The sequence below is a fragment of the Methylobacterium sp. NPDC080182 genome, assembly GCF_050281105.1.
In the GTDB taxonomy this organism is placed as follows: domain Bacteria; phylum Pseudomonadota; class Alphaproteobacteria; order Rhizobiales; family Beijerinckiaceae; genus Methylobacterium.
Window position 1 is genome coordinate 1 of record NZ_JBNNWO010000040.1, and the last position, 23,976, is coordinate 23,976.

At 63.2% G+C, this 23,976-nt stretch carries 20 protein-coding genes and 4 pseudogenes; 11 read left to right on the top strand and 13 right to left on the bottom strand.

From position 1 onward, the window contains the following. Window positions 1-997 precede the first annotated feature (997 nt). Window positions 998-1,507 carry a MucR family transcriptional regulator gene (locus ACQKQD_RS33055; protein WP_427510835.1) on the top strand — a complete coding sequence of 170 codons (510 nt, stop codon included), beginning with the start codon at window positions 998-1,000 and terminating at the stop codon, window positions 1,505-1,507. Window positions 1,508-1,740: 233 nt separating this feature from the next. On the opposite strand, the pseudogene ACQKQD_RS33060 reads toward ACQKQD_RS33055, so the two are convergent. The 3 genes and pseudogenes from ACQKQD_RS33060 to ACQKQD_RS33070 all read right to left on the bottom strand — a co-directional run bounded on the left by ACQKQD_RS33060 (window position 1,741) and on the right by ACQKQD_RS33070 (window position 4,160). After that, a pseudogene (locus ACQKQD_RS33060) lies at window positions 1,741-3,433 on the bottom strand (ISL3 family transposase). Between the two features lie 81 nt (window positions 3,434-3,514). Continuing rightward, a pseudogene (locus ACQKQD_RS33065) lies at window positions 3,515-3,778 on the bottom strand (hypothetical protein); the annotation flags it as partial. A 121-nt stretch (window positions 3,779-3,899) separates the two neighbouring features. Next, window positions 3,900-4,160 (bottom strand): hypothetical protein, encoded by a 261-nt coding sequence (locus ACQKQD_RS33070; RefSeq protein ID WP_427510836.1) that lies wholly within the window; start codon window positions 4,158-4,160, stop codon window positions 3,900-3,902. A gap of 73 nt (window positions 4,161-4,233) precedes the next feature. On the opposite strand from ACQKQD_RS33070, the gene ACQKQD_RS33075 reads away from it, so the two are divergent. The 3 genes from ACQKQD_RS33075 to ACQKQD_RS33085 all read left to right on the top strand — a co-directional run bounded on the left by ACQKQD_RS33075 (window position 4,234) and on the right by ACQKQD_RS33085 (window position 6,381). Next, window positions 4,234-5,028 carry a helix-turn-helix transcriptional regulator gene (locus ACQKQD_RS33075; protein WP_427510837.1) on the top strand — a complete coding sequence of 265 codons (795 nt, stop codon included), beginning with the start codon at window positions 4,234-4,236 and terminating at the stop codon, window positions 5,026-5,028. A gap of 91 nt (window positions 5,029-5,119) precedes the next feature. Continuing rightward, window positions 5,120-5,773, top strand: coding sequence for an acyl-homoserine-lactone synthase (locus ACQKQD_RS33080; RefSeq protein WP_427510838.1), 654 nt, complete (start codon window positions 5,120-5,122; stop codon window positions 5,771-5,773). Between the two features lie 299 nt (window positions 5,774-6,072). Further along, the gene (locus ACQKQD_RS33085; RefSeq protein ID WP_427510839.1) at window positions 6,073-6,381 is read left to right on the top strand and encodes an HU family DNA-binding protein; all 309 of its coding nucleotides are present in this window, start codon (window positions 6,073-6,075) and stop codon (window positions 6,379-6,381) included. Window positions 6,382-6,928: 547 nt separating this feature from the next. Here the strand turns inward: ACQKQD_RS33085 and ACQKQD_RS33090 are convergent. Continuing rightward, window positions 6,929-8,575: a methyl-accepting chemotaxis protein gene (locus ACQKQD_RS33090; protein WP_427510853.1), complete on the bottom strand. Its 1,647-nt coding sequence runs from the start codon at window positions 8,573-8,575 to the stop codon at window positions 6,929-6,931. A 31-nt stretch (window positions 8,576-8,606) separates the two neighbouring features. Here ACQKQD_RS33090 and ACQKQD_RS33095 point away from each other — a divergent pair. Together ACQKQD_RS33095 and ACQKQD_RS33100 are read left to right on the top strand one after the other, a co-directional pair. Continuing rightward, window positions 8,607-9,550, top strand: a protein-coding gene (locus ACQKQD_RS33095) for an IS630 family transposase (protein WP_331313849.1) whose coding sequence is annotated in 2 segments (ribosomal slippage) — window positions 8,607-8,943 and window positions 8,943-9,550 — 945 coding nt in all. Because the reading frame shifts where the segments join, the coding sequence is not laid out codon by codon here. A 355-nt stretch (window positions 9,551-9,905) separates the two neighbouring features. After that, on the top strand, window positions 9,906-10,973 hold the full coding sequence (locus tag ACQKQD_RS33100) for a PAS domain-containing protein (protein WP_427510840.1): 1,068 nt from the start codon (window positions 9,906-9,908) through the stop codon (window positions 10,971-10,973). 312 nt (window positions 10,974-11,285) lie between these two features. Here the strand turns inward: ACQKQD_RS33100 and ACQKQD_RS33105 are convergent, their stop codons facing one another. From ACQKQD_RS33105 to ACQKQD_RS33115, 3 genes are all read right to left on the bottom strand, one after another. Further along, a complete protein-coding gene (locus tag ACQKQD_RS33105) occupies window positions 11,286-11,642 on the bottom strand; it encodes a hypothetical protein (protein ID WP_427510841.1) in 357 nt (118 codons plus the stop codon). 655 nt (window positions 11,643-12,297) lie between these two features. Next, window positions 12,298-12,768 carry a hypothetical protein gene (locus tag ACQKQD_RS33110; RefSeq protein ID WP_427510842.1) on the bottom strand — a complete coding sequence of 157 codons (471 nt, stop codon included), beginning with the start codon at window positions 12,766-12,768 and terminating at the stop codon, window positions 12,298-12,300. 979 nt (window positions 12,769-13,747) lie between these two features. Continuing rightward, window positions 13,748-14,113 carry a hypothetical protein gene (locus ACQKQD_RS33115; RefSeq protein ID WP_427510843.1) on the bottom strand — a complete coding sequence of 122 codons (366 nt, stop codon included), beginning with the start codon at window positions 14,111-14,113 and terminating at the stop codon, window positions 13,748-13,750. Window positions 14,114-14,654: 541 nt separating this feature from the next. Between ACQKQD_RS33115 and ACQKQD_RS33120 the strand changes: the two genes are divergently transcribed. After that, a complete protein-coding gene (locus tag ACQKQD_RS33120) occupies window positions 14,655-15,797 on the top strand; it encodes a serine hydrolase domain-containing protein (protein ID WP_427510844.1) in 1,143 nt (380 codons plus the stop codon). A gap of 173 nt (window positions 15,798-15,970) precedes the next feature. Here ACQKQD_RS33120 and ACQKQD_RS33125 read toward each other — a convergent pair whose 3' ends face one another. The 4 genes from ACQKQD_RS33125 to ACQKQD_RS33140 all read right to left on the bottom strand — a co-directional run bounded on the left by ACQKQD_RS33125 (window position 15,971) and on the right by ACQKQD_RS33140 (window position 18,443). Continuing rightward, window positions 15,971-16,414 (bottom strand): metallophosphoesterase family protein, encoded by a 444-nt coding sequence (locus ACQKQD_RS33125; protein WP_427510845.1) that lies wholly within the window; start codon window positions 16,412-16,414, stop codon window positions 15,971-15,973. Beyond that, window positions 16,297-17,438, bottom strand: a protein-coding gene (locus ACQKQD_RS33130) for an IS3 family transposase (RefSeq protein WP_427510846.1) whose coding sequence is annotated in 2 segments (ribosomal slippage) — window positions 16,297-17,171 and window positions 17,171-17,438 — 1,143 coding nt in all. Because the reading frame shifts where the segments join, the coding sequence is not laid out codon by codon here. The genes ACQKQD_RS33125 and ACQKQD_RS33130 overlap by 118 nt, the downstream gene beginning before the upstream one ends. 58 nt (window positions 17,439-17,496) lie before the next feature. Further along, the gene (locus ACQKQD_RS33135; RefSeq protein ID WP_427510847.1) at window positions 17,497-17,958 is read right to left on the bottom strand and encodes a metallophosphoesterase family protein; all 462 of its coding nucleotides are present in this window, start codon (window positions 17,956-17,958) and stop codon (window positions 17,497-17,499) included. Further along, on the bottom strand, window positions 17,958-18,443 hold the full coding sequence (locus ACQKQD_RS33140) for a GNAT family N-acetyltransferase (RefSeq protein ID WP_427510848.1): 486 nt from the start codon (window positions 18,441-18,443) through the stop codon (window positions 17,958-17,960). Before ACQKQD_RS33140 ends, ACQKQD_RS33135 begins: the two co-directional genes overlap by 1 nt. A 140-nt stretch (window positions 18,444-18,583) precedes the next feature. Here ACQKQD_RS33140 and ACQKQD_RS33145 point away from each other — a divergent pair, with 140 nt between their 5' ends. Next, entirely contained in the window at window positions 18,584-19,138 is a 555-nt protein-coding gene (locus ACQKQD_RS33145; RefSeq protein WP_427510849.1) for a GNAT family N-acetyltransferase, read from the top strand. 400 nt (window positions 19,139-19,538) lie between these two features. On the opposite strand, the pseudogene ACQKQD_RS33150 reads toward ACQKQD_RS33145, so the two are convergent. Beyond that, window positions 19,539-19,904: pseudogene (locus ACQKQD_RS33150) on the bottom strand (transposase); the annotation flags it as partial. Window positions 19,905-20,282: 378 nt separating this feature from the next. Here ACQKQD_RS33150 and ACQKQD_RS33155 point away from each other — a divergent pair. Both ACQKQD_RS33155 and ACQKQD_RS33160 read left to right on the top strand, forming a co-directional pair. Beyond that, window positions 20,283-22,646 carry a TonB-dependent receptor family protein gene (locus ACQKQD_RS33155; protein WP_427510850.1) on the top strand — a complete coding sequence of 788 codons (2,364 nt, stop codon included), beginning with the start codon at window positions 20,283-20,285 and terminating at the stop codon, window positions 22,644-22,646. Window positions 22,647-22,716: 70 nt separating this feature from the next. Then, a pseudogene (locus ACQKQD_RS33160) lies at window positions 22,717-22,839 on the top strand (transposase); the annotation flags it as partial. A 171-nt stretch (window positions 22,840-23,010) separates the two neighbouring features. Here the strand turns inward: ACQKQD_RS33160 and ACQKQD_RS33165 are convergent. Further along, window positions 23,011-23,415, bottom strand: a complete 405-nt coding sequence (locus ACQKQD_RS33165; protein WP_427510851.1) for a MucR family transcriptional regulator — start codon at window positions 23,413-23,415, stop codon at window positions 23,011-23,013. Between the two features lie 286 nt (window positions 23,416-23,701). On the opposite strand from ACQKQD_RS33165, the gene ACQKQD_RS33170 reads away from it, so the two are divergent. After that, a partial coding sequence (locus tag ACQKQD_RS33170) for a helix-turn-helix domain-containing protein (protein ID WP_427510852.1) occupies window positions 23,702-23,976 on the top strand: 275 nt, incomplete at its 3' end.

Genomic DNA, 23,976 nt, shown 5'->3' on the forward strand with positions numbered 1-23,976 from the left:
CTCCGAACCAGGGCAGCCCGCACCGTCGCCGACTTGTGGACCGCCATCCGGCAGTCGCTCACCCGCGTTACGGCCCAAGAGTGCCGCAACTGCCTGACCGCAGCCGGATACGTAGACGACGTGGCTGTTGCTACATGATCGGGCACGGCTCTAGCACGTGCGCCTGGGAGGATATGAGGCCATTTCCTCTCCCGCTCGTCCAACCGGGCGATCGGCACGACGGACACGCCGATCCACAGCCGAGGGTTCGATCGGAGGCGTACTGCGAATAGATCAGGGTCAACTTGAGCCAGCCGTCAGGCGAGCGCCTGGGGATGTGGCGCTGACGTTCTGGCGTACGTGTCTGGTTTAAGTGGGCATCCGGTATGCGACCGACGATGCTGCAGCTTACGACGACTGGAACCGACGTAGCTCCCAGCGACCATCATCTGACCGTGACAGGCTGGGCAATGCTTCTGTGTCATCGTGTACAGACGACGCACTTCTGCGAGGCTAGCGAGGCGCCACGCGCCATCCACCTTGACTTCGCACGTCTGTTCGCTGGTCGTCGGCATGCTCGTCCCGTGCGACGTCGCTACAGGGATCTGTAACCGAGCGGGCAGCCTTGGGCCGACATGATTAACGAACGGTTGCCCTCTGTCTTTGATACCTGGTCAGGGCCGACGCTCCGGGAATGTCTGCGGTGGCAATGCGCCAGGCGCGGGCCTCTCGACGGCGAGGTCGCTCGCTCGGCGGCCTGTAGCGAGCGTCGAGGATAGCGTCTGTTCACCGAAGAGGGTTCGACGCTGAATATGACCGGGTAAGCCAGGGATCGGCCGGGACCAGAGCAGCGCTACTCCGAGAGATCCATGTGTGACTGACGCTGCCCGGCTCCCTCGCTTGCAAAAGCCGAGGCGGCCGAATTTGGCGTCGTCACCGCACCATTTTTAATAAAATCTCCTTGAGAATTCGCCCTTGATGATACAATATCGCTCTCCAATATAAAGATAGGTGCGACGTGGACGATAACGCTCGGACGATAGAGGCCGAGGCCATCGACTATACCGGACTGGCGGCGGATCTCGTCGCGGCGTACGTGTCGAATAACCCCGTTCCGACCAGTGAGTTGGCGGCACTGATCGCCAGCGTGCACGCGGCGGTCACCGGGCTCGGCAACACGGGCGTATCGGCGACGCCGCGACCTGAGAGGCCGACGGCTGCCCAGATCCGGAAATCGATCCGGCCCGAAGCGTTGATCAGCTTCGAGGATGGCAAGCCGTACAAGACTCTCAGGCGCCACCTCACGGGACTTGGGCTCGATCCGGAGGCCTATCGGGAGAAGTGGGGCCTGCCGCGGGACTACCCCATGGTGGCGGCCAGCTACTCCGAGGCCCGCTCGGCGATGGCCAAGAGCATCGGCCTGGGACAGATGCGCGGGAAGGCAGCTTCGCGGCACGCGGACGCTCCAGCAGCTCCGGTAGAAAAGCCCAAACGCGTGGGCCGGCCGCGGAAGGCGGTCGAGGGTTAGCGGGACCGTCGGCAGCGCCGTTCAGGCGTAGGGGCCTCGGAACAGATCTCCGAGCGCCTTGCGCCGAAAAAGGGTGAGCCAGCGCCGTCGCCGATGTTCGCGGCGGTCGTGGATCATGTGGCATCGCTGGCAGAAGGCCGCGAGGTTGGCGTTCGCGTTGTTGCTGGTATCGTGATCGCGATGGGCGGCCTGGACTTGCTCCGCAAAAGTGGCTCTTCGTAATTTCGTGTGGGTCAAGAAGCCAGGAGCACGCGACGGCGTAGGAGGTCGAAGCCGGCCCGGCCGTACATCAGTCGCTTGATCAGCTTCAGTTTCGTAATCTGTCCCTCGGACTGAGCGTTGCTCCACGGCATCGTCAACGCCGCCCTTACCGCGGCCGCATCAACGACGAGCCCGGTGGCGAACGTCTGCCCGGCTCGGATGCCGCCCGCCTTCGCCTCGACGATTCAAGCCTGAAACCCCGCCAGACGTCGGATACCATGTGCGGACGATCCGTTCCCCTTCCTCCCGGCCTCGCGTACGAACACGACGAAGCGCTGGATGAGCCCGTGTAGCGTGGCCGCGTCGGGATCCTGCACGATGCGCGCGAGAAGCGCGCTATCGGCCGGGCTCAGCCGGTCCGGCGCCGCAGTCATGATCCAGGCGAGGACCTTCGATCCCGGCAGTCGCTCGCGCCGCGCCGACAACTCGGCCGAGTCGGGGGCCGTCATGCCGGGAACGGCATCACGCCAGCGTCGCGGCGTGGTGATCGCGACCTTCGTCCGTCGGCTCTGCAGCCATTTGTGCACCTGCCGCGAGCCGCCCGCGTAACCGCGCTCGCGCAGCTCTCGCAGGAGCTGCAATCCGTTCTCGCAGCCGTCGGCACGGCGGCGCTCGAGATAGGCTAGCCAGGGATCGAGCTGACTCGATCCAATCCGCCGTCCGCCGCGTTCCGGGGCCCTCTCCATGGAGGCGTAGTGCCGCACCGTTGCCGGTGCCAGAGGGATCGCGCGCGATCGCCATGATCGACTCGCCGGCCGCGCGGCGGCGCTGCACCTGTTCATGACGCACGGCCCTCCAACGTTGTGCCTCCTGCGCGGCAGCTTGATCTGTGCGGCTGCGCGGGAAGGCGTGGTCGCGGGCGTAATCAGGAGCGGGAGCCGCCGAGCCGGAGGGGACGGGAAGGGCGCGCAGGCGGGCATGAGCGCCGACCAACCAGCGCTCCAGCATCTGGCGCGCGTTCAGAAGGAAATGCCAGCGATCTGCGACTTGCTGGGCACGCGGGACGACGGCCTGGGCCGCACGCGCGTAGCCTGTCGACCGATCCCGTGCGACGATCTCCAGATCGGTGTGTGACGCCAGCCAAGCCTCGAAGGTCGCCGAGTTGCGGTCGGGCAGAAGATCGATGGCACGATGATGGTCGAGGTCGACGACGAGCGTGCCCCAGGCGCGCCCACGACGCCAGGCCCAGTCGTCGACACCCATTGTCCGCGCTCGTGCAACGCACGGCAGGGGCGCGGCGTGCATGAGGCGCAACAGCGTCGAGGCGCTCGCCGGCATGGAGAGATTTGCCAGCAGGCGCGCACCGGCTCGAGCGTTGATGGCCAAGCCGACGCGCTGCCGCGCCTTGGCGAGGCGTGGGGTTCGTCGGGCGTGCGGAGCCAGGAGAGAAGAGGCAGGAAGGCAGAATGTCCGTCGGGGACAGGAGGGGTTGAGGCAGCGCAGATGCCGGACGGTGAGGTCGAGCCGAACGGCTCGTCCAAGGGAGGGTAGATCGGCGGGGTGCCGCTGATAGGAGCCGTGACGGGCGGTGCTCAGCGTGCCGCAAACGGGTCATCGTCCTGCGCAGCGGCAGCCGCGAACGTGCATGACAACGCCCGCCTCATGCCCGTCTTCGATGGAGAGTACCCGGCAGCCGGGAACCTCGTGCAGTCGCGCCATCGCCAAGCTCCGTCCTTCTCCCACGAACGGAGAACGCAGGGCGAAGCCACACGAAATGACGAAGAGCCATTAATCCGGAGCAAGTCCAGCCGCGAGCACCATGCGCGTCCGCCGCACACGCCCGAGCGCGTCATCGACGCCGGGGGCTGGGCGCACGCGCCTTCCGCCTCCATCGCGCCAAGTGCCGCCTTCGCCGTCCCACCAGCGGCCGTCGCCCAGATGGAAAGAGGACCGGCCGTGCGGGCGCTTACAGGCCTCCCAACGACCTCCGGCACGCTGAAAGCGGATCACGGCTGAGAGCTGCGGCCGGTCGATCGGGCTGAAGAAGCGGTGTTCGGGCCGGATCGGCATCGGCCAAGCTTGCCACAGCTGACCTCGAGGACAGCTTGGAAGCGGAGAAGGACCGGACCGAGGGGGTAGACCCAACCCGATCGGCCGTCCGCTCAGTCGACGATAATCTCGATGGCCGCCGCTACGCCGGCGCGAGTTGTCGCTCAGGGGCAGCCAACGCCTCGATGGTTCGAATGGCGGCCATGCGCGCTTCGTCCGTCGTCAGGGCACCGTACGCGCGAAGCAACCGCTTCAGCGTGGGTATCTCGCCCTCTTCGGTCACCGAGCCGCTCGCAGCAGATCCAGGGGGTTCGGATCCACGCCGCTTGAAGGTGTCGGGATCGACGCCCACCAGCCTGGAAATCTGCTGCAACAAAAGCAGCGTGCGCGTTTCGTCGGCCACCCTGTGACACCCGCTCTCGCGACAAAGACCTGAGGTTGATATAGCTCAACGCGTCCCTTGACGCATCTCCGACATGGCCGCGTCACGGTATGAGACACGTTGCGCGGGGATCGGTTCGAGAATGGCGGGCGGCCTTGGCGTTCGACAGATCGCGTTCGATATCGTTCATCGTCTACGCAAGGCGGTGACGGACGTCGACGTCTACACCGAGTTGCGCCGGAGCGGCTCGATCTTCGGATACGACGTCTTTCTGATCGCCGGCCTTCCCAGGGCACCGCACGAGAACCTGTACGACTGCTCGCTGATCTCCGGCTGGCCACCGGAATGGGGGCGCCGCTATCAGGAACGACGGCACATGCACGTCGACCCGGTCATCCGCCATATCCGAGGGACGACCGATCCGTTCCTGTGGCATGAGGCGGTCGAGGCGCAGGCCATGTCGGAGGGCATGGTCGTGATGGAGGAGGCGCGCACCTTCAGCCTCAACGAGGGCTTCTGCGTGCCGTTCCACCAGATCGACGGGACCGAGGCGGGCGTCAGCTTCGGCGGGGAGCAGGTCCGGCTCTCGCAGGACGAGCGGGCGGCGCTCCATCTCGTGGCGATCTATGCGATGTCCACGGCCAAGGCCATCGCCCGGCGTCGAGGCCCCGCAGAGGACGACGAGACGCCGCCGTCTCCCCTGACAGGTCGAGAGGCCGAGTGCCTGAAGTGGTCGTCGACCGGTAAGTCGGCCTGGGAGATCGGGGTGATCCTGTCGATCTCGACGCGCACCGTCGAGCATCATCTCGGCAGCGCCGGGCGCAAGCTGAACACCGTCACGCGCACGCAGGCCGTCGCCGAGGCGCTGCGCCGTCGCATCATAGACTGAACCGATGCGCGAGCCTCGTCCGTAGATCTACGGATGCCGGTCCCCCGCAGATTTCGCGATCAACCTCCATGCCCTGCAAGGAGCCATCGCGATGTTCAGGCTGGTGACCGGCGACATCGATCGGGATCTGCCCGATCTGGCCGAGCGTATCTACAGGTTCAGGCACGGCTTCTTCGTCGACCATCTGGGATGGGAGGCGTGTCGAAAGCCGGATGGCCGCGAGCGTGATCAGTTCGACAGCCCTCACAGCATCCACATCGTCGGTGAGGAGCACGGGGAGATCATCTCCTACGCACGGCTCCTGCCCACGACGCGGCCGCACTTGGTGACGGAGGTCTACCCGCAGATCATGCAGGGGGCGCCGTCGCCGGCTGGGCCGCGGATCTACGAATGGACCCGCCATGCCGTCTCGCCGAAGAAGCGGGAAGCCAAGGGGCCGAGTGCGCTGACGCGGGCGGCGTTCGCCGCTGTGGCGCGTGCCGTCGAGATCCTGAACCTCGACGGCCTGCTCGTGCAGACCCACCCGGTCCTGGTCGATCGGGTCATGGACATGGGCTGGGACGTCGAGCCTCTGGCGCTACCGGCGACCTATGACGGCGCGCTCCTGCTGCCGATCTACGCGCGCCTCGTTCCGCAGACGCTGACGGTAGCCCAGGCCGCGTTCTCGGCTCACGGCTCGGACTTGGAAGCAACCATTTTACGCGTGCCCTCGCCCCCCACAGACTGTCCCGCAATCGGGCTCTAGCCGTTCGGCTCTCCTCACGACTGAAGCAGGCAGGATATGTCGACGACAGCTAATGAAGCTGGTAGCGGAGGCGACCCCGTGGAGGTGGCAGCAAGTCTGGCAATCGATTTGCGTGCCGCGATCGATAGGATCTCTGATCCCGATCTCCGAGATTTGATCGATCAGATTTTGCTAAATCTCGGCGCAAGGCTGGCTCTACGCCTGTCGTGATGAGCGGCATTTGATCGAAGCGCCTTCAGACATGCGGTTGCCGTCACGAGCACGAGGCGGCATCGTGTGGCGTGATCCGAACCGAACTCGTGGCACGCATCGCGGCCAAGAACCCCCACCTCTACGTCCAGGAAGTCGAGGCGATCGTCACCGCGATCCTCGACGCGATGACGGCCGCGCTCGTGCGCAGCGACCGGATCGAGCTTCGGGATTTCGGCACCTTCGCGGTCCGACACTATCCATCGCGGATCGCCCGCAATCCGCGAAGCCAAGTGATCGTCACGGTGCCGGCGAAGGGCAGGATCCTGTTCAAGCCGAGCAAAGCCGTGCGGGAACTGCTCGAGGCCAAACCGCTCAGCACCGAGGACAGGCCTGCGCCCTCGCCACCGACATCGTAGGATCGAGCCCCACTACCAAGTGTCGTCCTATGCGAACAGGTCGAGTTGGCTAGGCATGACGCGAGCACGTGAGCGCGGTGCCGAGCCCGGACGCGTCGCTCGCGGTAGCGGCAGGACCGGCAAGGCGACGCCTGGCTTGCCATAGAGCACCGCTTCGACGATCCGGCAGCCGTCGCCGCGGTGGAGCGGGCGCCGGCGCTGCTGGTACGTCGACCTGGAAGAGGATCAGATCGAGATCGAGCGAACGTTTCTGAGCGAGGCGATCTACCGCCGGCCGATCATCGACCTTCCGGCCGACCGGTTCACGGCGCGGGACCGCTACTCCGCCCGGACCAATCCTGAGCAGGGCGCCTGAACAGGAAGAGCTCTGCTGGGGCGGTCATTCGCATAAGAGTACGCTACGGAACGAAGAGGCGTCCCGGAGCCCGTTGAGCCCCGGTATGAACCCTGAGAAGGTTCGCTTCCAATCTGCCGGTGAGGCCAAAGCCTATGACCGGGTAGGGTGATTTGAGTCAGGTCGTCCAACGCTGGCGAGGACAGGACCGGATCAGGCGGCGCGCACGGTTGCGAGGAAGCGGGCGACCTCGGCGCCGAGATGCTCGGATTGCCGCGACAGCTCCGAGGCCGCCGACAGGACCTGGCTGGCCGCCGCCCCCGTCTCCTCCGACGCCTGCGCGACGCCCGCGATGTTGCCCGTCACCGCGTTGGTGCCCGCCGAGGCCTGCGCGACGTTGCGCACGATCTCCTGCGTGGCCGCGCCCTGCTGCTCCACCGCCGCCGCGATCGACGTCGCCACGGTGTCGATCTCCCGGATCCGCCCGGTGATCCCGCCGATCGCCGTCACCGCCTGCGCGGTCACCCCCTGAACCTCGCCGATCTGGCGCGTGATCTCCTCGGTCACCTTGGCGGTCTGCTCGGCCAGCGCCTTCACCTCGGAGGCCACCACCGCGAAGCCCCGCCCCGCCGCACCCGCCCGCGCCGCCTCGATCGTGGCGTTGAGCGCCAGCAGGTTGGTCTGGCCGGCGATGCCCGAGATCATCCCGACCATGTCGCCGATCCGCGAAGCGCTCTGGCTCAGCGCCTGGACTAGGTGGACGGTCTCATCGGCCGCGCCCACCGCGACCTGGGCGAGATGGGCCGAGCCGGTCACCTGCCGGCCGATCTCCTGCACGGAGGAGCCGAGCTCCTCGGCCGCGGCCGCGACCGTGTTGACGTTGGTCGAGGCCTCCTCGGCGGCGGCGGCCACGCCGGTGGACTGCGCGGCGGTCTCCTGGGCGGTGGCGGTCATCTGCTGGGCGGTGGCCTGCAGTTCGGTGGCCGAGGACGAGACCATGCCGACGATGCCGCCGACGGCGCGCTCGAAGCCGTCGGCGAGCTCGACCATGGTGCGGCGGCGCTCGGCGGCGGCGGCCTCGTCAGCGCGGCGCTTGACCTCGGCCTCCTCGGCGGCCTTGCGGGCGACCATGGCCTTGATGCCCTCGACCGCCTGGCCGACGGCGCCGATCTCGTCGCCCCGTTCGGCTTCCTTGATCTGCGCGTCGATCTCGCCCTGCGCCATGCGCGTGAGGACCGAGACGAGGTTCGCGAGCGGGCGCATCAGACCAAATACGACGATGCCAAGCGCGAGGCCGAGGGCGGTGAGGAGGCCCGTTGCCGCGGCGGTGACGAGGATCGTGGTGGCTTGCATGGCTCTCGCCTGTGCGGCGGCCTTGGCCTCGGCGAGTTCCCGGGTCAGAGCATCGACGCGTGACTGCACGGCCTCGCCGATTTGCGCCCGGACGGGCGCCGCTTCACTCTCAACAATCTTGGCTGCGATCGCATTGTCGTTCCTGAGGCCGGCGGCGTTCGCGCGATCGGTGATGCTGTAGTAGGTCTCGATGAGCGCACGCAGGTTCTGGTTGGCGGTCTTTCGTGCTGGCGTGTCGGTCAGTTCCAGCAGCGTGTCGGACGCCCGATAGGTCCTCGCCTTTGCCGCGTCGTACTTGGCCTTGAAGGTCGCCATCTCGGCCTCGCGCGTCGCGATGACGATGTTGCGGTTCTGAAGCGTTGCTTCGGTGACGCCGATGCTGACATTGAGGATGTTCTCGAGACGCTTCGCCTGAACGTCGACGATGCTCCCAGTCTGGTCACTTAGAGCGTTTTCGGTTTGGGCTGAGTCGGCTTGGTGGGGTTCACGCGGCGCTGGGAGGCTGATTCACTAGGCCGGTCGACAGCCGGAGTGATGCATGGGCCGCCCCTACAGCTTGGACCTGCGCGAGCGGGTGGTGACCGCGGCTGCGGCGACCTCGCGCCGTCAGGCGGCCGCCCGCTTCGGGGTCGGCCAGGCAACCGCGATCCGCTGGATGGCGGCGCTCGCCGCGACTGGGACGGTGGCCGCCCGGCCGCAGGGGCGTGCCCGCCGCTCCAAGCTCGACCCGTACGAGACGTTCCTGCGTACGCTGATCGACGAGAAGGTTGACATCACCCTGGAGGAGATGCGCGCCCGGTTGCAGGACGAGCATGGCCTCACCGTCGGGCTCGGCACGCTGTGGGCCTTCCTCGACGCGCGCGACCTGACGTACAAAAAAAGACGGCCCACGCCGCAGAGCAGGATCGGTCGGACGTGAAGGCCGCCCGGGAAGCGTGGTTCGAGAGCCAGCCCGATCTCGACCCGGACCGGCTGGTGTTCCTCGACGAGACGTGGACCGCCACCAACATGGCCCGCACCCGCGGGCGCTGTCCCCGCGGCCAGCGGCTGCGCTCCCCCGTCCCGCACGGTCATTGGAAGACCACGACCCTGGTGGCGGGCCTGCGCCTGTCCGGGATCGCCGCGCCGTTCGTGCTCGACGGGCCGATCAACCGCGACGCCTTCCAAGTCTACGTCGATCAGGTCCTGGTGCCCGAACTCGCACCCGGGGACATCGTGATCATGGACAATCTCGGCAGCCACAAAGGCTCGGCCGTGCGCGCGGCGATCGAGGCGGCGGGCGCGCGGCTCCTGTTCCTCCCGCCCTACTCGCCGGACTTCAATCCGATCGAGATGGCGTTCTCGAAATTGAAGGCGGGGCTGCGCAAGGCCGCCGAGCGCACGCGCGAAGGGCTCTGGACCACAATCGGGCGGCTCGTCGATGCCGTCACGCCCGACGAGGCCGCAAACTTCTTCGTCGCGGCAGGATACGACCCCGATTAAACCGAAACCGCTCTAGCACCGAGAACGTGCGCTGCGCGTAGTAAACGATGCCGGCGGATACAATCCCAATGAAAATGAGCGGGATCATAATCTTTAAAGAAATTTTCGCGTTTTTCAAAAAATTCATAACAATACCACAAATATTAAAGATAAAATCGGTAATTGATCATAACATAAGTCAGTTATTGCTTAGTGAGTACGGCATTGAATTTTGGCGCCAACGTGAGGAAAAATGCGTACGAGTTGCTCTTTTTGAGGTCCCGGCAGCTCCATGAAGAATTATCGAAGCGCGATTTTTGCGCTTCCAGGAATGCGCGGCGTTGCGTTCCGGCGGCGTTCATGGCCAAGACAAGAGATGCCAACCCGCCGTGCATCTTCGTACCAGCTCCTCAAGCTTCTTGAGGCGACCGGCCAGATCGGTGTCTGGTCGCTCGATCTACGAACCGGCGAGATGAGAGGATCGGCGGGCCTCGCGCACATCACCGGTCTGCCACCGGACGAGAGCCCGCGCGGCCTGCTGGACAGCCTCCTTCATCCCGACGACCGGGAGGTGCACGGCGAGATGTTCGACATGCTCTGCAATGGGCGGGCCATCGATCACACCGTCCGGATCGTGCGTCCCGATCGGACGGTGCGTTGGATCGCGGTCAAGGCACAGATCGCGCTTGACGCCGACTACCGGGCCACGCGCGCCGAGGGCACGGCCTTCGACGTGACCGGGCCGCACGAAGCTCGCCTGCTCGCCGAGCAGAGCACGGCGCGCTATCGCGGGATCGTGCACGCCATAGCGGCCGTGGTCTGGACGACATCGCCGAATGGAGCAGTCCGGCCGAGCCCGACATGGCAGGCACTGACTGGCCAGTCGGGACCGGAGATGCAGGGCGATGGTTGGCTTGCCGCCGTGCATGCCGAAGACCGGGTGCAAGTAGAGGCGGCATGGCGCGCTGCGGTAGAGCGCGTCATGCCCTATGAGGTAGCCCACCGCGTCTTGTGTGCCGATGGCAAGACAGGGCGCTTCAAGAGCTACGCCACGCCGCTCCACAATCCCGACGGCTCGGTGCGGGAATGGATCGGGATCATGCAGAGGATCGCGGACAGCCAGGGCCTCGCGCTGCCGCGGGCGGCTTCATCGCCGCCCGAGCTGAACGGAGCACTCGTACGGGGGGCTCGCGCAATGCTGAGTTGGTCCGCCGCGGACCTAGCTGCTGCTGCCGGCGTATCGGTCGCGAGCGTCCGGCGCCTGGAAGAGGATGCAGGAACCGTGCGGCTGCGGACACGGGAGGCTATCCGGCAAGCCCTGGAGGCGGCGGGTGTCGCCTTCGTGGCCACAGACGGCAAGGCAGGAGCGTTGATCGGGAGTCCGATGGGAAGTGTCGGTGAGAGCGAAGTGCACTCAAACCATGCCAAGTCGACATCGGCCTGAATGTCCGGTCTCTGCCGTAGCGCCGAAGCGCACTCCCCGCCCGAGGACAAAATTGCCGGATAGCTGACGGATCATTGCTTCCGAGATGCGCTAGCGAGCGTCAGCACGGCTGCGTAGGGTCGCTACCAAAATGACCGTTCAGGGTGGATTTCTGCCTGTCCGCTTCTGGACAGCGGATGCATTTGAGCGGACATAACCGTGAAGACCAGTCGCGACCGCTCAGCGAACCCATCTACCGTGAAGCAAACACGCAATACGTGAATTTATAGGACTACCATGGATTGACGATTTTGATATTCCAAGAATAATATACTACAATGGATGACGTTGATAGACCGCGCTGATTTCATCAGCTGTTGGTAGCCTAGTACCGATCCAAAAATGACTGAGTGTTTGCTCCCCTGAGCATACAATCTGCATGTGGATGTCATCATACCACGTTGTATTAATACCTAATTCAAAGAATGTTTCAGTCCAAACAGGCGTCGGCTGCCACGTCACGATTGCCTTCCGACCAAGAGCTTGGAGCCTGAGCACGCAAATCTCGAACCTATCACTGTCGCCGAGCCTCTCACTGTCGAGTTTTAATTCATACAAATCATACATGTTCCACGGATCCGTGGCCCAAAATCCATCGCTCGAACGAGACCACTGGAAGAATTCTGACATTTAATTTGCCTCTGGCCAAAATATTAGATGATTTTCGACCGCATTTAGCAATCACGATTTTTCAGATCTCCGTGTTTTTCGAGGATCAGTGAACGGCTGATCTTGGGAAGTTTTCACGCTCGCCAGCACGGCTGATGTGGGTCGGACCTGGAATGGCGGCATGGGGCGGATTTGAGACGGTCTGCTTCCGATTGTGTGAGACACCGTAGCCGAGGTAGCGAGTTGGCCAGCGGATAAGAACTGACCCTAAATATAAATCTCAACAGTTTTATCGGAATTTAGATATGTTGTAATTGACTTCATAAATATTCCGCAGTAGTTTCTACAGCGAATAAGTTACAATCAACCATATCAAGCCGAATAAGAACAGAAACCAGCCTGTTGCGTATTCCCATCTCATAATGCGGCGAAATCGAACTGGATCTTCACTTTTACGAACAAAGAATAAGCCCCTCGTGAATACCACACCTTTTTGATCACGCTTAATTGAGTAAATATGCGCAATTACGCCGAGTGACATCAAAGCAAGACCCAGAGCTATATTTGAACTGACAGCCATAAAATGCCCACCTCAAAAGAACAAGCAAAATTTTATTAAGGTAAGATTTGTATAGATAGTGGATGCCTGCGCGTTAAATATCGCGTGATGTTAAAATCACGATTGATGCGCCCTGTGTTTTCGGAAAATACGCGGGAACAAGGGCTTAATATTTGCCTCAGGCACATCTCTTAGCCAGTCATTCCAAGTCGCGTCTCGATAAATGCCCGCAGGGATTATGAAGTAATCGCCCTTGTTATATTTACGAACCAATCTAAAGCTGCCGAACAGGCCATACCAAATGCCCGCAGCCTCATCGCGCCGCCATGTTTTTGTGCTAAACCAAGATTTTTGCTCAATGCGGTCGGTGTGCAATGTAATTATTCTTGAGCTATCGTTGAATTTCCATACCACAATAAATATCAGCCCGACTACTGCAAACGCCCAAACGATTGATGATGATGAATTTTCTAAATGTGCTCGTCCAAAAAAAGCTAGCAGCGTAATAAACAACACATGTGCCGCGGAGGCAATCCGCCGAAAAATAGGGGCTCGATATGTGGCCGGGTAGTTAATGGTTTCCGACACGGTGGTGTTTCCTGTGACAGATTATGAGCCGTTCTCCAGTTCATTCCGGTAATAGGAGGCGACTCTTAACCGGCCGCTTATATGGGGATTTGAACGGATCCATAGCTGTTCGCATTGAAACTTTTGCAGAATTTCGGCCTGTCAATCCGGCTGCACGTAAAATTGAACATCACAGCAACTTTGAGCTGAAAGCTCAACAACTTTCGGTTTCAGACATCCGATCTGATCTTACGTAGAAATTAAACATTCGTCGGGTTATCATTTATTATGTTGACAAATATTGCCAAATATATTGTCTCTGTATTGTTTGCTGCCACATTGATTGTTGTCGGTGTGCTTGGCTTGCTGCTTATTTGGGCCTTGCACGAATTTTCAGGGCCGTGCGTGTCAAGCGTCTTCGGCCTATGTCAAGAGGATGTGGATGGGCAGCCATCAAGGTGAGTTATGGTTCTTCAACCTTGGATGAATTCGCCGAAAGGCCAGCAGGCGAGTGTCCGCTTTCAAAAAAGCGCCGACAATGGTCGCGGCGGCTGATGTGGGTCGCATGTAGAAGGTCTGCTTCCGGGTGAGGGGCCCAGACGGCGATCCTCGACCAGCCGTTCGCGTGAGTCGGCTTATGGACGGGGGCGAAGGCAGTGGGCGGCTGCTTGCGACCCAACCCAGTTGTGCGAATAGCCGCGGCTCCCTTCCATAAGCGCTCATCAATCGGTCTTCCGATAGCTTCAGCTTGGCCTGATAGCTGTCGCCACAGCGTCTATCTTGTGGCTGGATTAAGGATCCGCTCCGGTGAGCCATGACTTCCTGCAGCTTTTACCAGATCCAGCCTAGCGGTCTCATGTTAATGCCATAGCGTCGGCACCGCAGATTATTCTAAATTGCCTCCTTTGATATCTTCAGCCTTGCTGCATCAACCGTACTGCGCCGCCGGTCTTATCACCAAACTTAACCGGGTGTTCGCGGACTCAACAACAGAACAAATTTAGGAATTTCGCGACATGCGTTGAGGCTTGCGATCACCTATGCGTTGACGATGCGTCGGCACTTCGGGAGGCGTCGAGTCGAATTGCGGGCGGCTTCTTAATAGCGCAGGATGAATCTGTCCCGTCAGCGAAACTTCCTGCTTGCGCTGATCGAGGAAGGTTTGTGGTTGCTTGATCTGGACCGGCTGCGCACGTGTCGGCCTTCGTCGGTTTGATGCCACCGAGAAGGCGGCGCACAGAAGCAAGCACGATAGGCCGATCAGCGCGTCCTCCCAGGTAGGCTCGGACCGCGTCATCATATAGCCAAGTCCGCCCAGCCCGAAGGCGGCAGCCAGGAAGCGGCTCGGAAGATCGTTGGAAGACATGGGCCTTCGATGAGCGTCCACCCGTTACGTCTCCACCAAACGGATCAGCGCAATTGTCTCTACAAATAACGAGATCCGCACTATGTAACATAAATAAAATTAGTGTATTTACAAATAAAATTCCGCGCCTCTGCGGGATTTTAATATGCATAGAGCAACAATATGACGAGTATCATTGTGCGAAACGCTATCTGAAAGACGGTCATTCAGCATATCAGCCCCTTAACTCGAAAACTGGCAGAGCAACGCGCTCGCTGCCTCAACGTTCGCTTCTACAACCCCTCGATATTGAAGCGAACCGGCAGAAATTCACCTCGAGCGGACGGCCTGCTACCGACCCAACCTAGCCGCCCGAACCGCTGTGGATGCTTCTCAAAAGCAGTCGTTCGTCTGCCTTCCGGCGGCTTCCGTTCGGGGCAGCGACCAGCAGTTGGCTTGACGCGGGGAAGCCGACATCATGCATATGGCTCAGGATACTGGCCTTCGCGACCGTAGCGAATAGAGTGGTTGGCCGGAGGCAGACTGCGCGATGCAAGGAGGTGTGAACCGCCGCCAAGCGCTCGCCGGATTGGGAGCCGCGATGGTGTTGCAGCAACCGATCCGTTCCGCCGCAGGCGAGGTAGCCTGGGCGGCAGCAGCGGCACCGAAGGACGAAGGCTTCACAGCCGACCTCGCGGCGCTTCTCGACCAAGCCATTGCCGACAAGAAAATCTGGAACGTTCACGGCCTCGTCGTTCTGCGAAACGGCAAGGTCGTCCTCGAACGCTACTTCGAGGGCGAGGATCGTGAGCGTGGTCGGGGCGCGCTCGGCCGCGTGGCGTTCACCGCCACGACGCTGCATGACTTGCGCTCCTGCTCGAAGAGCCTCGTCGGCCTGCTGTACGGGATCGCTCTGGACCGGCGACTGGTTCCGTCGCCCGATGCCCCGCTGCTCGCCGCATTCCCGGAGTACGCCGACCTCGCCGGGAGGGACGGCCGCGACCGGCTCACAGTCCACCATGCGCTGACGATGACGATGGGCACGGACTGGGATGAAACCAGCTTCGATTACTCGGACCCGCGCAACAGCGAGACCGCGATGGACGCCGCATCGGACCGCTACCGCTACGTTCTCGAACGCCCGGTGATCCGGGCGCCGGGCGCGTACTGGACCTACTGCGGCGGGGCGACAGCGCTGCTGGCTCGCCTCATCATCAAAGGCACCGGCAAGACGCTGCACGCCTACGCACGAGAGGCGCTATTCGACCCCTTGGGCATGGGGGCGACGGAGTGGACGAACGGTGAGGACGGCGAGCCGCTCGCCGCGTCCGGAGTACGCATGACGGCGCGCGACCTCGCGCGGATCGGCCTTCTGATGCTGGATGGCGGCAAGACAGACGGGCACACGGTCGTCCCTGCGGCGTGGCTGGACCGCTGCATCACGCCCTACGTCGGTGTGGACGAGGCCCGCCGCTACGGCTGCCAATGGTTCGTGCGCGACGTGGCTTTCGGCAAGCCGAAGGGATGGGCGCCGGGTCGTCTGGAGCGGATGTGGCTGGCGCAGGGCGAGGGCGGCCAGCGGCTGTTCGTTTTCCCCGCCTTGCAACTGGTCATCGCGCTGACGGCAGGGAACTACGGGGAGGCGGATCCGTGGATGCCGCCAACCTACGTCTTGAACGAGTTAGTGCTTGCCAACGTGCGCTGAGCTTCTGCGCGCGGACGTTGCCGGTTTCCGGAAACGGTGAAAGGCGGTCCCACGGGCTGTGTCCGGTTTTATGCAGCCGTCTTCCGGAAGCAGACCGGCAGGGATCCACCCCGAGCCGCCGTTCCGCCGCCGACCCATCCTTGCCTATGGGCACCGGTCGATGCGAGGCGTCTTTAAGCCCGCCCAGTCGCTATCCAGCGGGCCAGGACCGGTTGGCTATTCGCCCTTGCCTGCTGTGCCGCCTGATCCCAGTCGTAGATGACAGCGCGCAGATCCACCGACCACCCGCCGTTCGCCTCGCGCGTTATCACTGCGTAGCGAGCGTGGGGCGTTCCAGTCTCAATCGCGTGCGGGACCGGCTTTTTATCCGTATAGGCGGGCATCCCGATGCTGCCGGGATTTACTACGGTCACCTTGCCGACCTGGACCACTCGGGGCATGTGCGTGTGGCCGCATAAGACTGACCTGACCGGTATTTTGTACCGAGCCAATTGAGAGGCTACTGCATGGTCGCGGTCATGGGTAGCCGGAAGGCCAGATCCGGGTAGCTGACGGGCGCAGGTGGCCGATAGCCCAGCGAAGAATGCGGTCGGACGCGGTTGTAGGTGGTTTGCCATAGACCAATCACGATCTGCGCCTCCTTCAGCGAGTAGAAGATCTCTTGGCGTAGGCACTCATCACGAAGCTTGCCGTTGAAGCTCTCGCAGTACCCGTTCTCCCACCGGGATCCTGGCGCGATGTACTGGATCTGCGAGCCGGTCTTGGCGACCCACTTGCGCAACGCCTTCGAGATCATCTCAGGACCATTATCGCAGCGGATGTGCTCCGGGATGCCGTGCAGACACATCGCGTCGGCCAGCGCCTCGATCACGCCGACGCTGTTGATGCGGCGCGCCACCTTCAACGCCAAGCAGGCTCGGCTGTGCTCGTCGAGGAGCGTCAGGATGCGCAAGCTGCGGCCGTCGTGGGTCTGGGCCTGCACGAAGTCGAAGCTCCAGACGTGATTGCGGTGGAGCGGGCGCAGCCGCACACATGAGCCGTCGTTCAGCCATAGGCGGCTGCAGGGTTTATGTCGGCTGGGGACCTTCAGCCCCTCGCGGCGCCAGATGCGCTGAACCCGGTCCTTGCCCACCTGCCAGCCGTCTGCTTGCAGCAGCGCGGTGACACGACGGTAGCCATAGCGCCCGTACTCGGAGGCCAGGGCAACGATGGCTCGGGTCAGCCCATCCTCGTCGGCCGGCACCGTTGGCACGTAGCGCTGCGTGCCGCGGTGCTGACCGACGAGCCGGCAGGCGTGACGTTCCGAGAGGCCGTACTTCTCCCGGATCCCGTCGACCGCCTGCCGGCGTCGCTCGGGGGCTACAAGTTTCCCGAGGCGACGTCCGCCAGCACCTGCTTCTCCAAAGAGAGATCGGCGACGAGCCGGCGCAACCGAGCGTTCTCACGCTCCAAATCCTTCATCTTCTTGGCTTGATCGACTTGGAGGCCACCGTACTCCTTGCGCCAGCGGTAGTAGCTCTGCTCGGAGATCTCCGCCTCCCTACATGCAAGGGCTAAATTCTTACCCTGGGCTGTCTGCACCTCGATCTGGCGCAGCTTCAGCACAACCTGCTCCGCGTTCCTCTTCTGACCTCGCCGCATGTCCGCCTCCTTCGGTCCTGGCTGATCCTCTCAATCAGCCCGGTCCAAAACCAGCCGGTCAGGTCAAGACGAGCTGCGCGGAGCCGATACCCGTCAGTCGGGGCAGGATCAGATCTTCGGGAGCGAGGATCGCCCGGCCACTGCCGACGTCATCAAGCAGGTAATCGAGGTCGCCGCCAGCGGGGCTCCCGTGGCAGGCGAAAATCTCGCCGCCTGCGAGGCGCAATGTTGCCGGTAGGGTTCCGATCCAGGCCATGTGCGCCGCTGATAGACGACACCGTGCGAAGGCCACGGAAGTGCTGGCGTCGTCGCTCTCCAGGAGATTGCGTTCATGATTGCCGGCCAAGGTTGGGCATCCCAGCGCGATCTGCGCGTCGGCGCTTCCTGCCGGGTCGAAGGGGCCGCTGGCTAAGTCGCCCAGATTAACAACGAGGTCGGGCCTCTGCGTTCGAAGGTCAGCCAGCACAGCCTCTAGGGCGAGCAGGTTGCCATGGGCGTCAGCGAGAACGGCAACACGCATCAGCCCAGCTTCCGGTAGGAAGGCGACCGGAAGATGGCGAGTCCCGCCTCAGTGACGTCAGCCTCGACCAAACGCCAGCCGAGCCGTTTGTAGAACCCGTGCTTGAGGGGCGAGGCGCAGAGGTATGCGGGATCGAACCCGAGTGCGTGGGCCTTTTCGGCTCCCGCGTGCACAAGGGCTGCGCCGATCCCTTTCGAGCGATGCTCCGGTTCAACCCAGACGGCCGCCACCCACGGCGTGTATTGTGATCGCTCATCGAGGTCAGACACGATCAGCGAGGCTGTTCCGAGGAACGTGCCCCCAACGTGAGCAACGAGGGCAAGAGGGATCAGCTCATCGTTGAGGTTCTTCTGCACCAGCTTTTCGATGAAGGAGAGCGCATAGCCCTTCGGTTCCCACCACGCGCGCCACACCCGGTCGGCGATGATGGAGGCGAACTCTGGCCGCTCGCGGAGATCGACCACCGAGGGGAATGCTAACGTCACGGACCCAATCGTGGCCTTGTTGGCGACGGGCTGCAACAGGTCGTGGGACTGTCAGGAATTTCGTGTGCGGGCGGCCATAGTGGACCCGAAGGAGGTTCCCGATGGCACGATGCAAAGGACGACATCCATAGTCCGGTTTGGTGAGCAGCCTGTTGTCGATCTGCCGCGCAGCATTGAAAATGCGGCTCCTGGAACGGCTATGGTGCCATCCGATCATGCTGCTACGCGACTTCGAGACGAGCGACGAGGCCGCAATTGGTTGCGTCGCACTTGCGGCATTCAAGCAATTCGAGTCGCACTATGCAGACTGGCCAGCGATGGCATCCAACGTCTCCAGGATGGCTGATTTGGCAAAAAAGAGCGAACTGATCATCGCCGTAAGGAATGGTGAGGTCGTTGGCGGCGTCGCCTACGTCGGCCCCAACAAGCAGAAAGCCGCATATTTCAATCAGGCTTGGCCGATCATTAGGATGTTGGTTGTCTCACCGTCGCATCGTGCTGGAGGCATTGGTAAAATGCTCACCGAGGCGTGTCTTGAGCGAGCAAGGCGTGACCATTCGCCTATAATCGCCCTGCACACATCGCCCATCATGAGTGTCGCGCTGCCCATGTACATACGTATGGGGTTTGAGAAATTTCGAGATGCACCAGACATCCACGGCGTCCCCTACGCTGTGTACACAAAATCTCTTTGATGCCTTGCCACGAGCGCCCCTAAAGGTCGTGAGCGCGCCGAGCGAAGATGTCCGGTTCGATGCATCCACCGTCCGGAAGCAGACGGGCGGAAATCCACCCATCTGAGACGCCCGCTGACATTACCTTTGACAAGCCGCTGACATCGACTTCGAAAAACGACACGGACATCCGTCCTATTGTGCGTTATGTCTGGAAATCGATTGTTTTTCCGACATTGAGCTCGACCTGCCGGTGAGTGGCCTAAAAAGGCTCCGTTTTTGTTGGAGAAACGTGTCGGCTTTTCTATTGCCGGATAAACGCGCTTTTAGCACTGTGCCGACATGCTCGTTGGATATGCCCGCGTCTCCACTCAGGATCAGAACCTCAAGAGCTATGCAGGATTTTAGGTGACGGCTGCGGTCAGGCGGCGCGGTGATCTGGGCTCGCGACGACCTTGGTCCCGTCGCGGAAGATGACGCCGGCCACGACCTTCGGCAACTGGTTTTCGCCCTTAAGCTGCCGCCAGGTTTTCGACGCCGCCATCATCGGCTTGAACACCATCAGTTTGGCGGTCGTGGCCGAGAGCGCCCCTTTGGTCCGCACGGTCCGATGCTGCACTGTAGCGAACACACTCTCGATCGGGTTCGAGCTGCGTAGGTGGTCCCAGTGCTCGGCCGGGAAACCGTAGAACGCCAGAAGCGCCTCCCGATCCTTGGTCAGGCAGGCAGCGGCGCGGGGGTACTGGGCCCCGTGTTTCTCGACGAAGACGGTCAGCGCCACCTCGGTTGGGCGAGCAGGCGGCGGGTGCCGCTGTGAAGCACCTCGGTCAGGTCAATCGTCGAACCGGCGCCTCCGCAGCGGCGTGGCCGATGCGCGCCTGGGTCGCAAAGCATATGATTAGATTATCTTCTAGTTGAACCGCCCGGGGGCCCCGTCATCGCCGAACTTCGGTCGCGGCGACCATGGTCTCAGAGCATCTATAAAGTATCGAGTTGAATTAAATCAATTCAAATGTGCGTACTCGATTTCATGTGTCGAAATAGATACAGACTCGCCTTCGACGTGAACGTATGAGCGGCGCATCTGATCCCGTCAGATGCCGTATTCTTTCTCGGGCGCCGCGCGATGCCGACCGTCTCTTCCCCCCGTCCCGGCATCCGTCGCGTGGCCGTCGCGCCGGCACACCGGCCCGGAGCCGCGCCCCCTCGGCGCGACGGGACAGGACGCCGCGGCGCCGTCGGTCTCATCCTGGCCCTGCCCTGCCTGTTCCCGGCCACGGCCCGCGCCCAGGACGCCGTGACCCTGGACGAACTGTCGGTGGTCGGCGAGGCCGGTCCCGGCGGCGGAGGCCAGGTCGCTGGCACCGCCCGCGGCTTCGGCCCCGCGGCACCGACGCCGATTGCAGCCCCGGTGGGGACGGTCAGCACCGGCCTGAGCCGCGCCGACACGATCGACAACCGCCCGGCGACCAACATCGCCGACGTCCTGCGCAACAGCCCCGGCGTCACGGTCCGCCAAGCCAACGGCCCGCGCGACGTCGTCATCTCGATCCGGGGCAACAATGCCCGCGCCAACGGCCCCGCCCGCAACTTCGTCGTGCTGGAGGACGGCTTCCCGATCACCCAGGCCGACGGGTATTCGCGCTTCGACGCGGTGGACCCGCGCGCCTACAGCGCGATCGACGTTTTCCGCGGCCCGCAATCGGCGCTGTTCGGCAACTACGCCACCGGCGGCGCCCTGGCCTTCACCACCCGCTCGGGCGCGGCCATCGACGGCGCCGAGTACGGCGTAGATGCCGGGAGCTTCGGCTACCTCAACAACTACGCCACGATCGGCAGCGTGAGCGGGCCGTTCGCGTACAGCCTGTTCACCAGCGACGCGCGGGGCAACGGCTTCGCGGGGCATTCCTCGTTCAACACCGAGACGGTCAACTTCCTCGGCACCTACGCGCCCACGACCGATGACCGCTTCACCCTCAAGGTGCTCAACAACGAGACCCGGACCAACCTGCCGGTGCGCAGTTCCCTGCTGCAATTCGCGCAGAACCCGTATCAGCGCGGCTGCGCGACGGCCCGCGCCGCCGCGCCCGGCTGCGCGACCTACAGCCTGCTCCTCAACGGCCGCAACGGCGCGACCGTGCCGGTGACCGCCGACGAGGGCGGCTTCTACCGCGGCGACCGGCGCACCGTCGTGGGCGCACGCTACGAGCACGATTTCGACGCCTTCACGACCTGGCGGACGCAGCTTGTGTTCGACGACCGCAACGTCAACCAGCCGGTGACCCCGACCGCCTCGACGGGCGATTTCGCGGGCTTCAACGCCCTGTCCGACGTGACCCGGCGCGGCGACCTGTTCGGGCTGCCCGCCACCGGCTACCTCGCGCTGGCCTACAACACCCTCGATACCCACTCGCTGATCTACAACAGCATCGCGTATCTGGGGCCGCGGCGCGGCGCGCTGTCCAGCAACCTGGAGGCGACGCAGGACAATCTCGGCGGCCGCGCACGGGTCGAGCTGCAGCTGTCCGAGCAGTGGCTGGTGGTGGCGGGGATCGGCGCCGAGACGACCCGGATCACCGGGCGGAACCTGACCTTCGCCTACCCGGCCGCCGGCGGCTTCACCGCGACCCTCGCGCCGCTGGACCAGTCCTACCTGCACGTCGCCGAGGAGCTGTCCCTCACCTACCGGCCGAGCCAGGAGTGGAGCGTGCTAGGCCGCGTCGCCACCGGCTATGCCACCCCGGCCGCCTCCTACCTGACGGTGACGCCCGCCGGCACGCCGGGCAACAACGCGCAGCTGCAGACCCAGGAGAATCTCGGCTTCGACCTCGGCGCGACCTGGGCGCCGCTGCCGGAGCTGCAACTCTCCGCCACCGGATTCTATGAGTTCTTCCGCAACGAGCTGATCTCGCAATCGCCCGGGCCGGGCCTGCTGACCTACTTCTTCAACGCTCCGGCCTCCGAGCACCGCGGCGTCGAGGTCGGCGGCAGCTGGGTCTCGCCCGCGGGCTGGCGCGCGACGCTGGCCTACACCCACGACGATCAGGTCTACACGAATTACACCGAGCAGCTCAGCGCCGGCACCCGGACCGCCCGGTTCGACCGGGCCGGCCGCCACATCCCGGGCGTGCCCACCGACGCGGCCCTGGCCCGGTTCGGCTACGAGCAGACCACGGGGCCCTGCGCCGGCCTGGGCGGCTACGTCGAGGCCGTCTACCAGAGCGATTTCTACCTCGACAACGCCAACCTGCTGAAGGCGCCGGGCTTCATGGTGGTGAACCTCAACCTGCATTACGACCGGACGCTGTCGGGTCAGGCGGATGCGGGCTTCGCCAAGCGGCTGAGCCTCTACGTCGAGCTGCGCAACGCGTTCGACCGGATCTACACCAACTCGGCCCAGAACCTCGCCGACACGCTCAACCCGGCCACGGGCCGGCAGAACGGCGCCGCGGTCCTGGCCGCCACCGGCGGCACGATCTACGCCAGCGCTCCGCGCAACGTCGTGGCCGGGATGAAGCTCGCCTTCTGAGCCTCAGCCCAGGCTGCCGAAGCCGGCGTGATCCTCCCTTGGCATCGCGGACACCTCTGATAAACTCATCCTGAGTGGGGAAGGTGTCGAATGGCGACGACGAGAGTTTACACCTGAGTTCAAACGCGAAGCGGTCGCCCTGCTGGAGAGCAGCGGCCGGCCGCAGATACAGGTCGCGGCCGAGCTCGGGATCCACTGGGATCATGACACCGCGAACAACACGGGTGCCAACCTCGCGGCCTTCTGCCAACGCTGCCATATGATCCACGATCGGCCCGAGCATCGCAGGCGGCGCTGGCGGACACTGTTCCGACGCAAGGCACTCGGAGACCTGTTCGGTGGCCCCTATGCCTGAGGGCGTCAGCTACGCTCGCACTGCCCCTGCCTTCCGGGCTGTGGCTCCGGGGCTGGGGCGGAACTGCAAGCTCGTAGCGATCGCCGACCGCCTCTCGGAGTATCCAGGGGCGACCATCGGATAGTTGCTCGGAAGGCCCCACTTCGCCCGATACGTCTCCGGAGTCAGCCCACAGGCGGTCAGATGCCGCTTGAGCGTCTTGTAGCACTTGCCATCCTCGAAGCTGATCAGCGCCTCGTGCGTGATCGAGGCACGGATCTGGGCTGGCGTCGTCTTACTGGCCGCAGGAGCGGCGAGTGTATCGGAGTTCGCGAGGCCGATGAGAGCATCGGCCGCACTCGCGATCAGCGTAGCCAGGTCTGAGAACGGCACGTTGTTGCGCCTCACGTAGGCACTCACGAGATGGGCGGTCATCCGCCCAAAGTCCGCAGCTGAGACCGTATCGGAAATCCTGTTATGGTCCATGGTGCCCCCACCAGTAGTAGAATACCCGGGTGGTACCACGATCTGCTTGTGCGCAATCTTATTATTTGGAGATTGTATAAAAACGTTGCACTCAGGTAACAATTATCTATTTATGATAGTTTAATCACGCGACATATCCATCAAAAGTAGAGGCCAGTTAGTTGCCCTAGAGCAGCATCCGAGCGTGATGAAACGGCTGGCGCGGTGAAGGGTTGGTCGGCGAAGGAGAGCGCCGATGTCCTCAGCCCTGTCCGTCGATCTGCGTCAGCGCGTGGTCCATGCCGTCGCGGCCGGCGCCTCCCGACACAAAGCTGCCGAACGCTTTGGGATCAGCCTGGCGAGCGCCAGTCGGTGGTGTGAGCGCTTCGCCCGTGAGGGCCACGTCGCGCCCAAGCCGATGGGCGGCGATAAGCGCTCGCACCAGATCGAGGCGCAGGCCGACCTGATCGTCTCCCTCTACGAGGCGCAGCCCGGCATCTACCTGCATGAACTCCGTGCGGCTCTGGCCGA

Excerpts from the sequence above, each read along its gene's own strand:
- ACQKQD_RS33125 (WP_427510845.1), bottom strand. The coding sequence starts at position 16,414 with ATGGCAAACCACCTACAACCGCGTCCGACCGCATTCTTCGCTGGGCTA.
- ACQKQD_RS33075 (WP_427510837.1), top strand. The coding sequence starts at position 4,234 with ATGGCCGCGTCACGGTATGAGACACGTTGCGCGGGGATCGGTTCGAGA.
- ACQKQD_RS33080 (WP_427510838.1), top strand. The coding sequence starts at position 5,120 with ATGTTCAGGCTGGTGACCGGCGACATCGATCGGGATCTGCCCGATCTG.
- ACQKQD_RS33135 (WP_427510847.1), bottom strand. The coding sequence starts at position 17,958 with ATGCGTGTTGCCGTTCTCGCTGACGCCCATGGCAACCTGCTCGCCCTA.
- ACQKQD_RS33165 (WP_427510851.1), bottom strand. The coding sequence starts at position 23,415 with ATGACCGCCCATCTCGTGAGTGCCTACGTGAGGCGCAACAACGTGCCG.
- ACQKQD_RS33105 (WP_427510841.1), bottom strand. The coding sequence starts at position 11,642 with ATGTCAGAATTCTTCCAGTGGTCTCGTTCGAGCGATGGATTTTGGGCC.
- ACQKQD_RS33100 (WP_427510840.1), top strand. The coding sequence starts at position 9,906 with ATGCCAACCCGCCGTGCATCTTCGTACCAGCTCCTCAAGCTTCTTGAG.
- ACQKQD_RS33115 (WP_427510843.1), bottom strand. The coding sequence starts at position 14,113 with ATGTCTTCCAACGATCTTCCGAGCCGCTTCCTGGCTGCCGCCTTCGGG.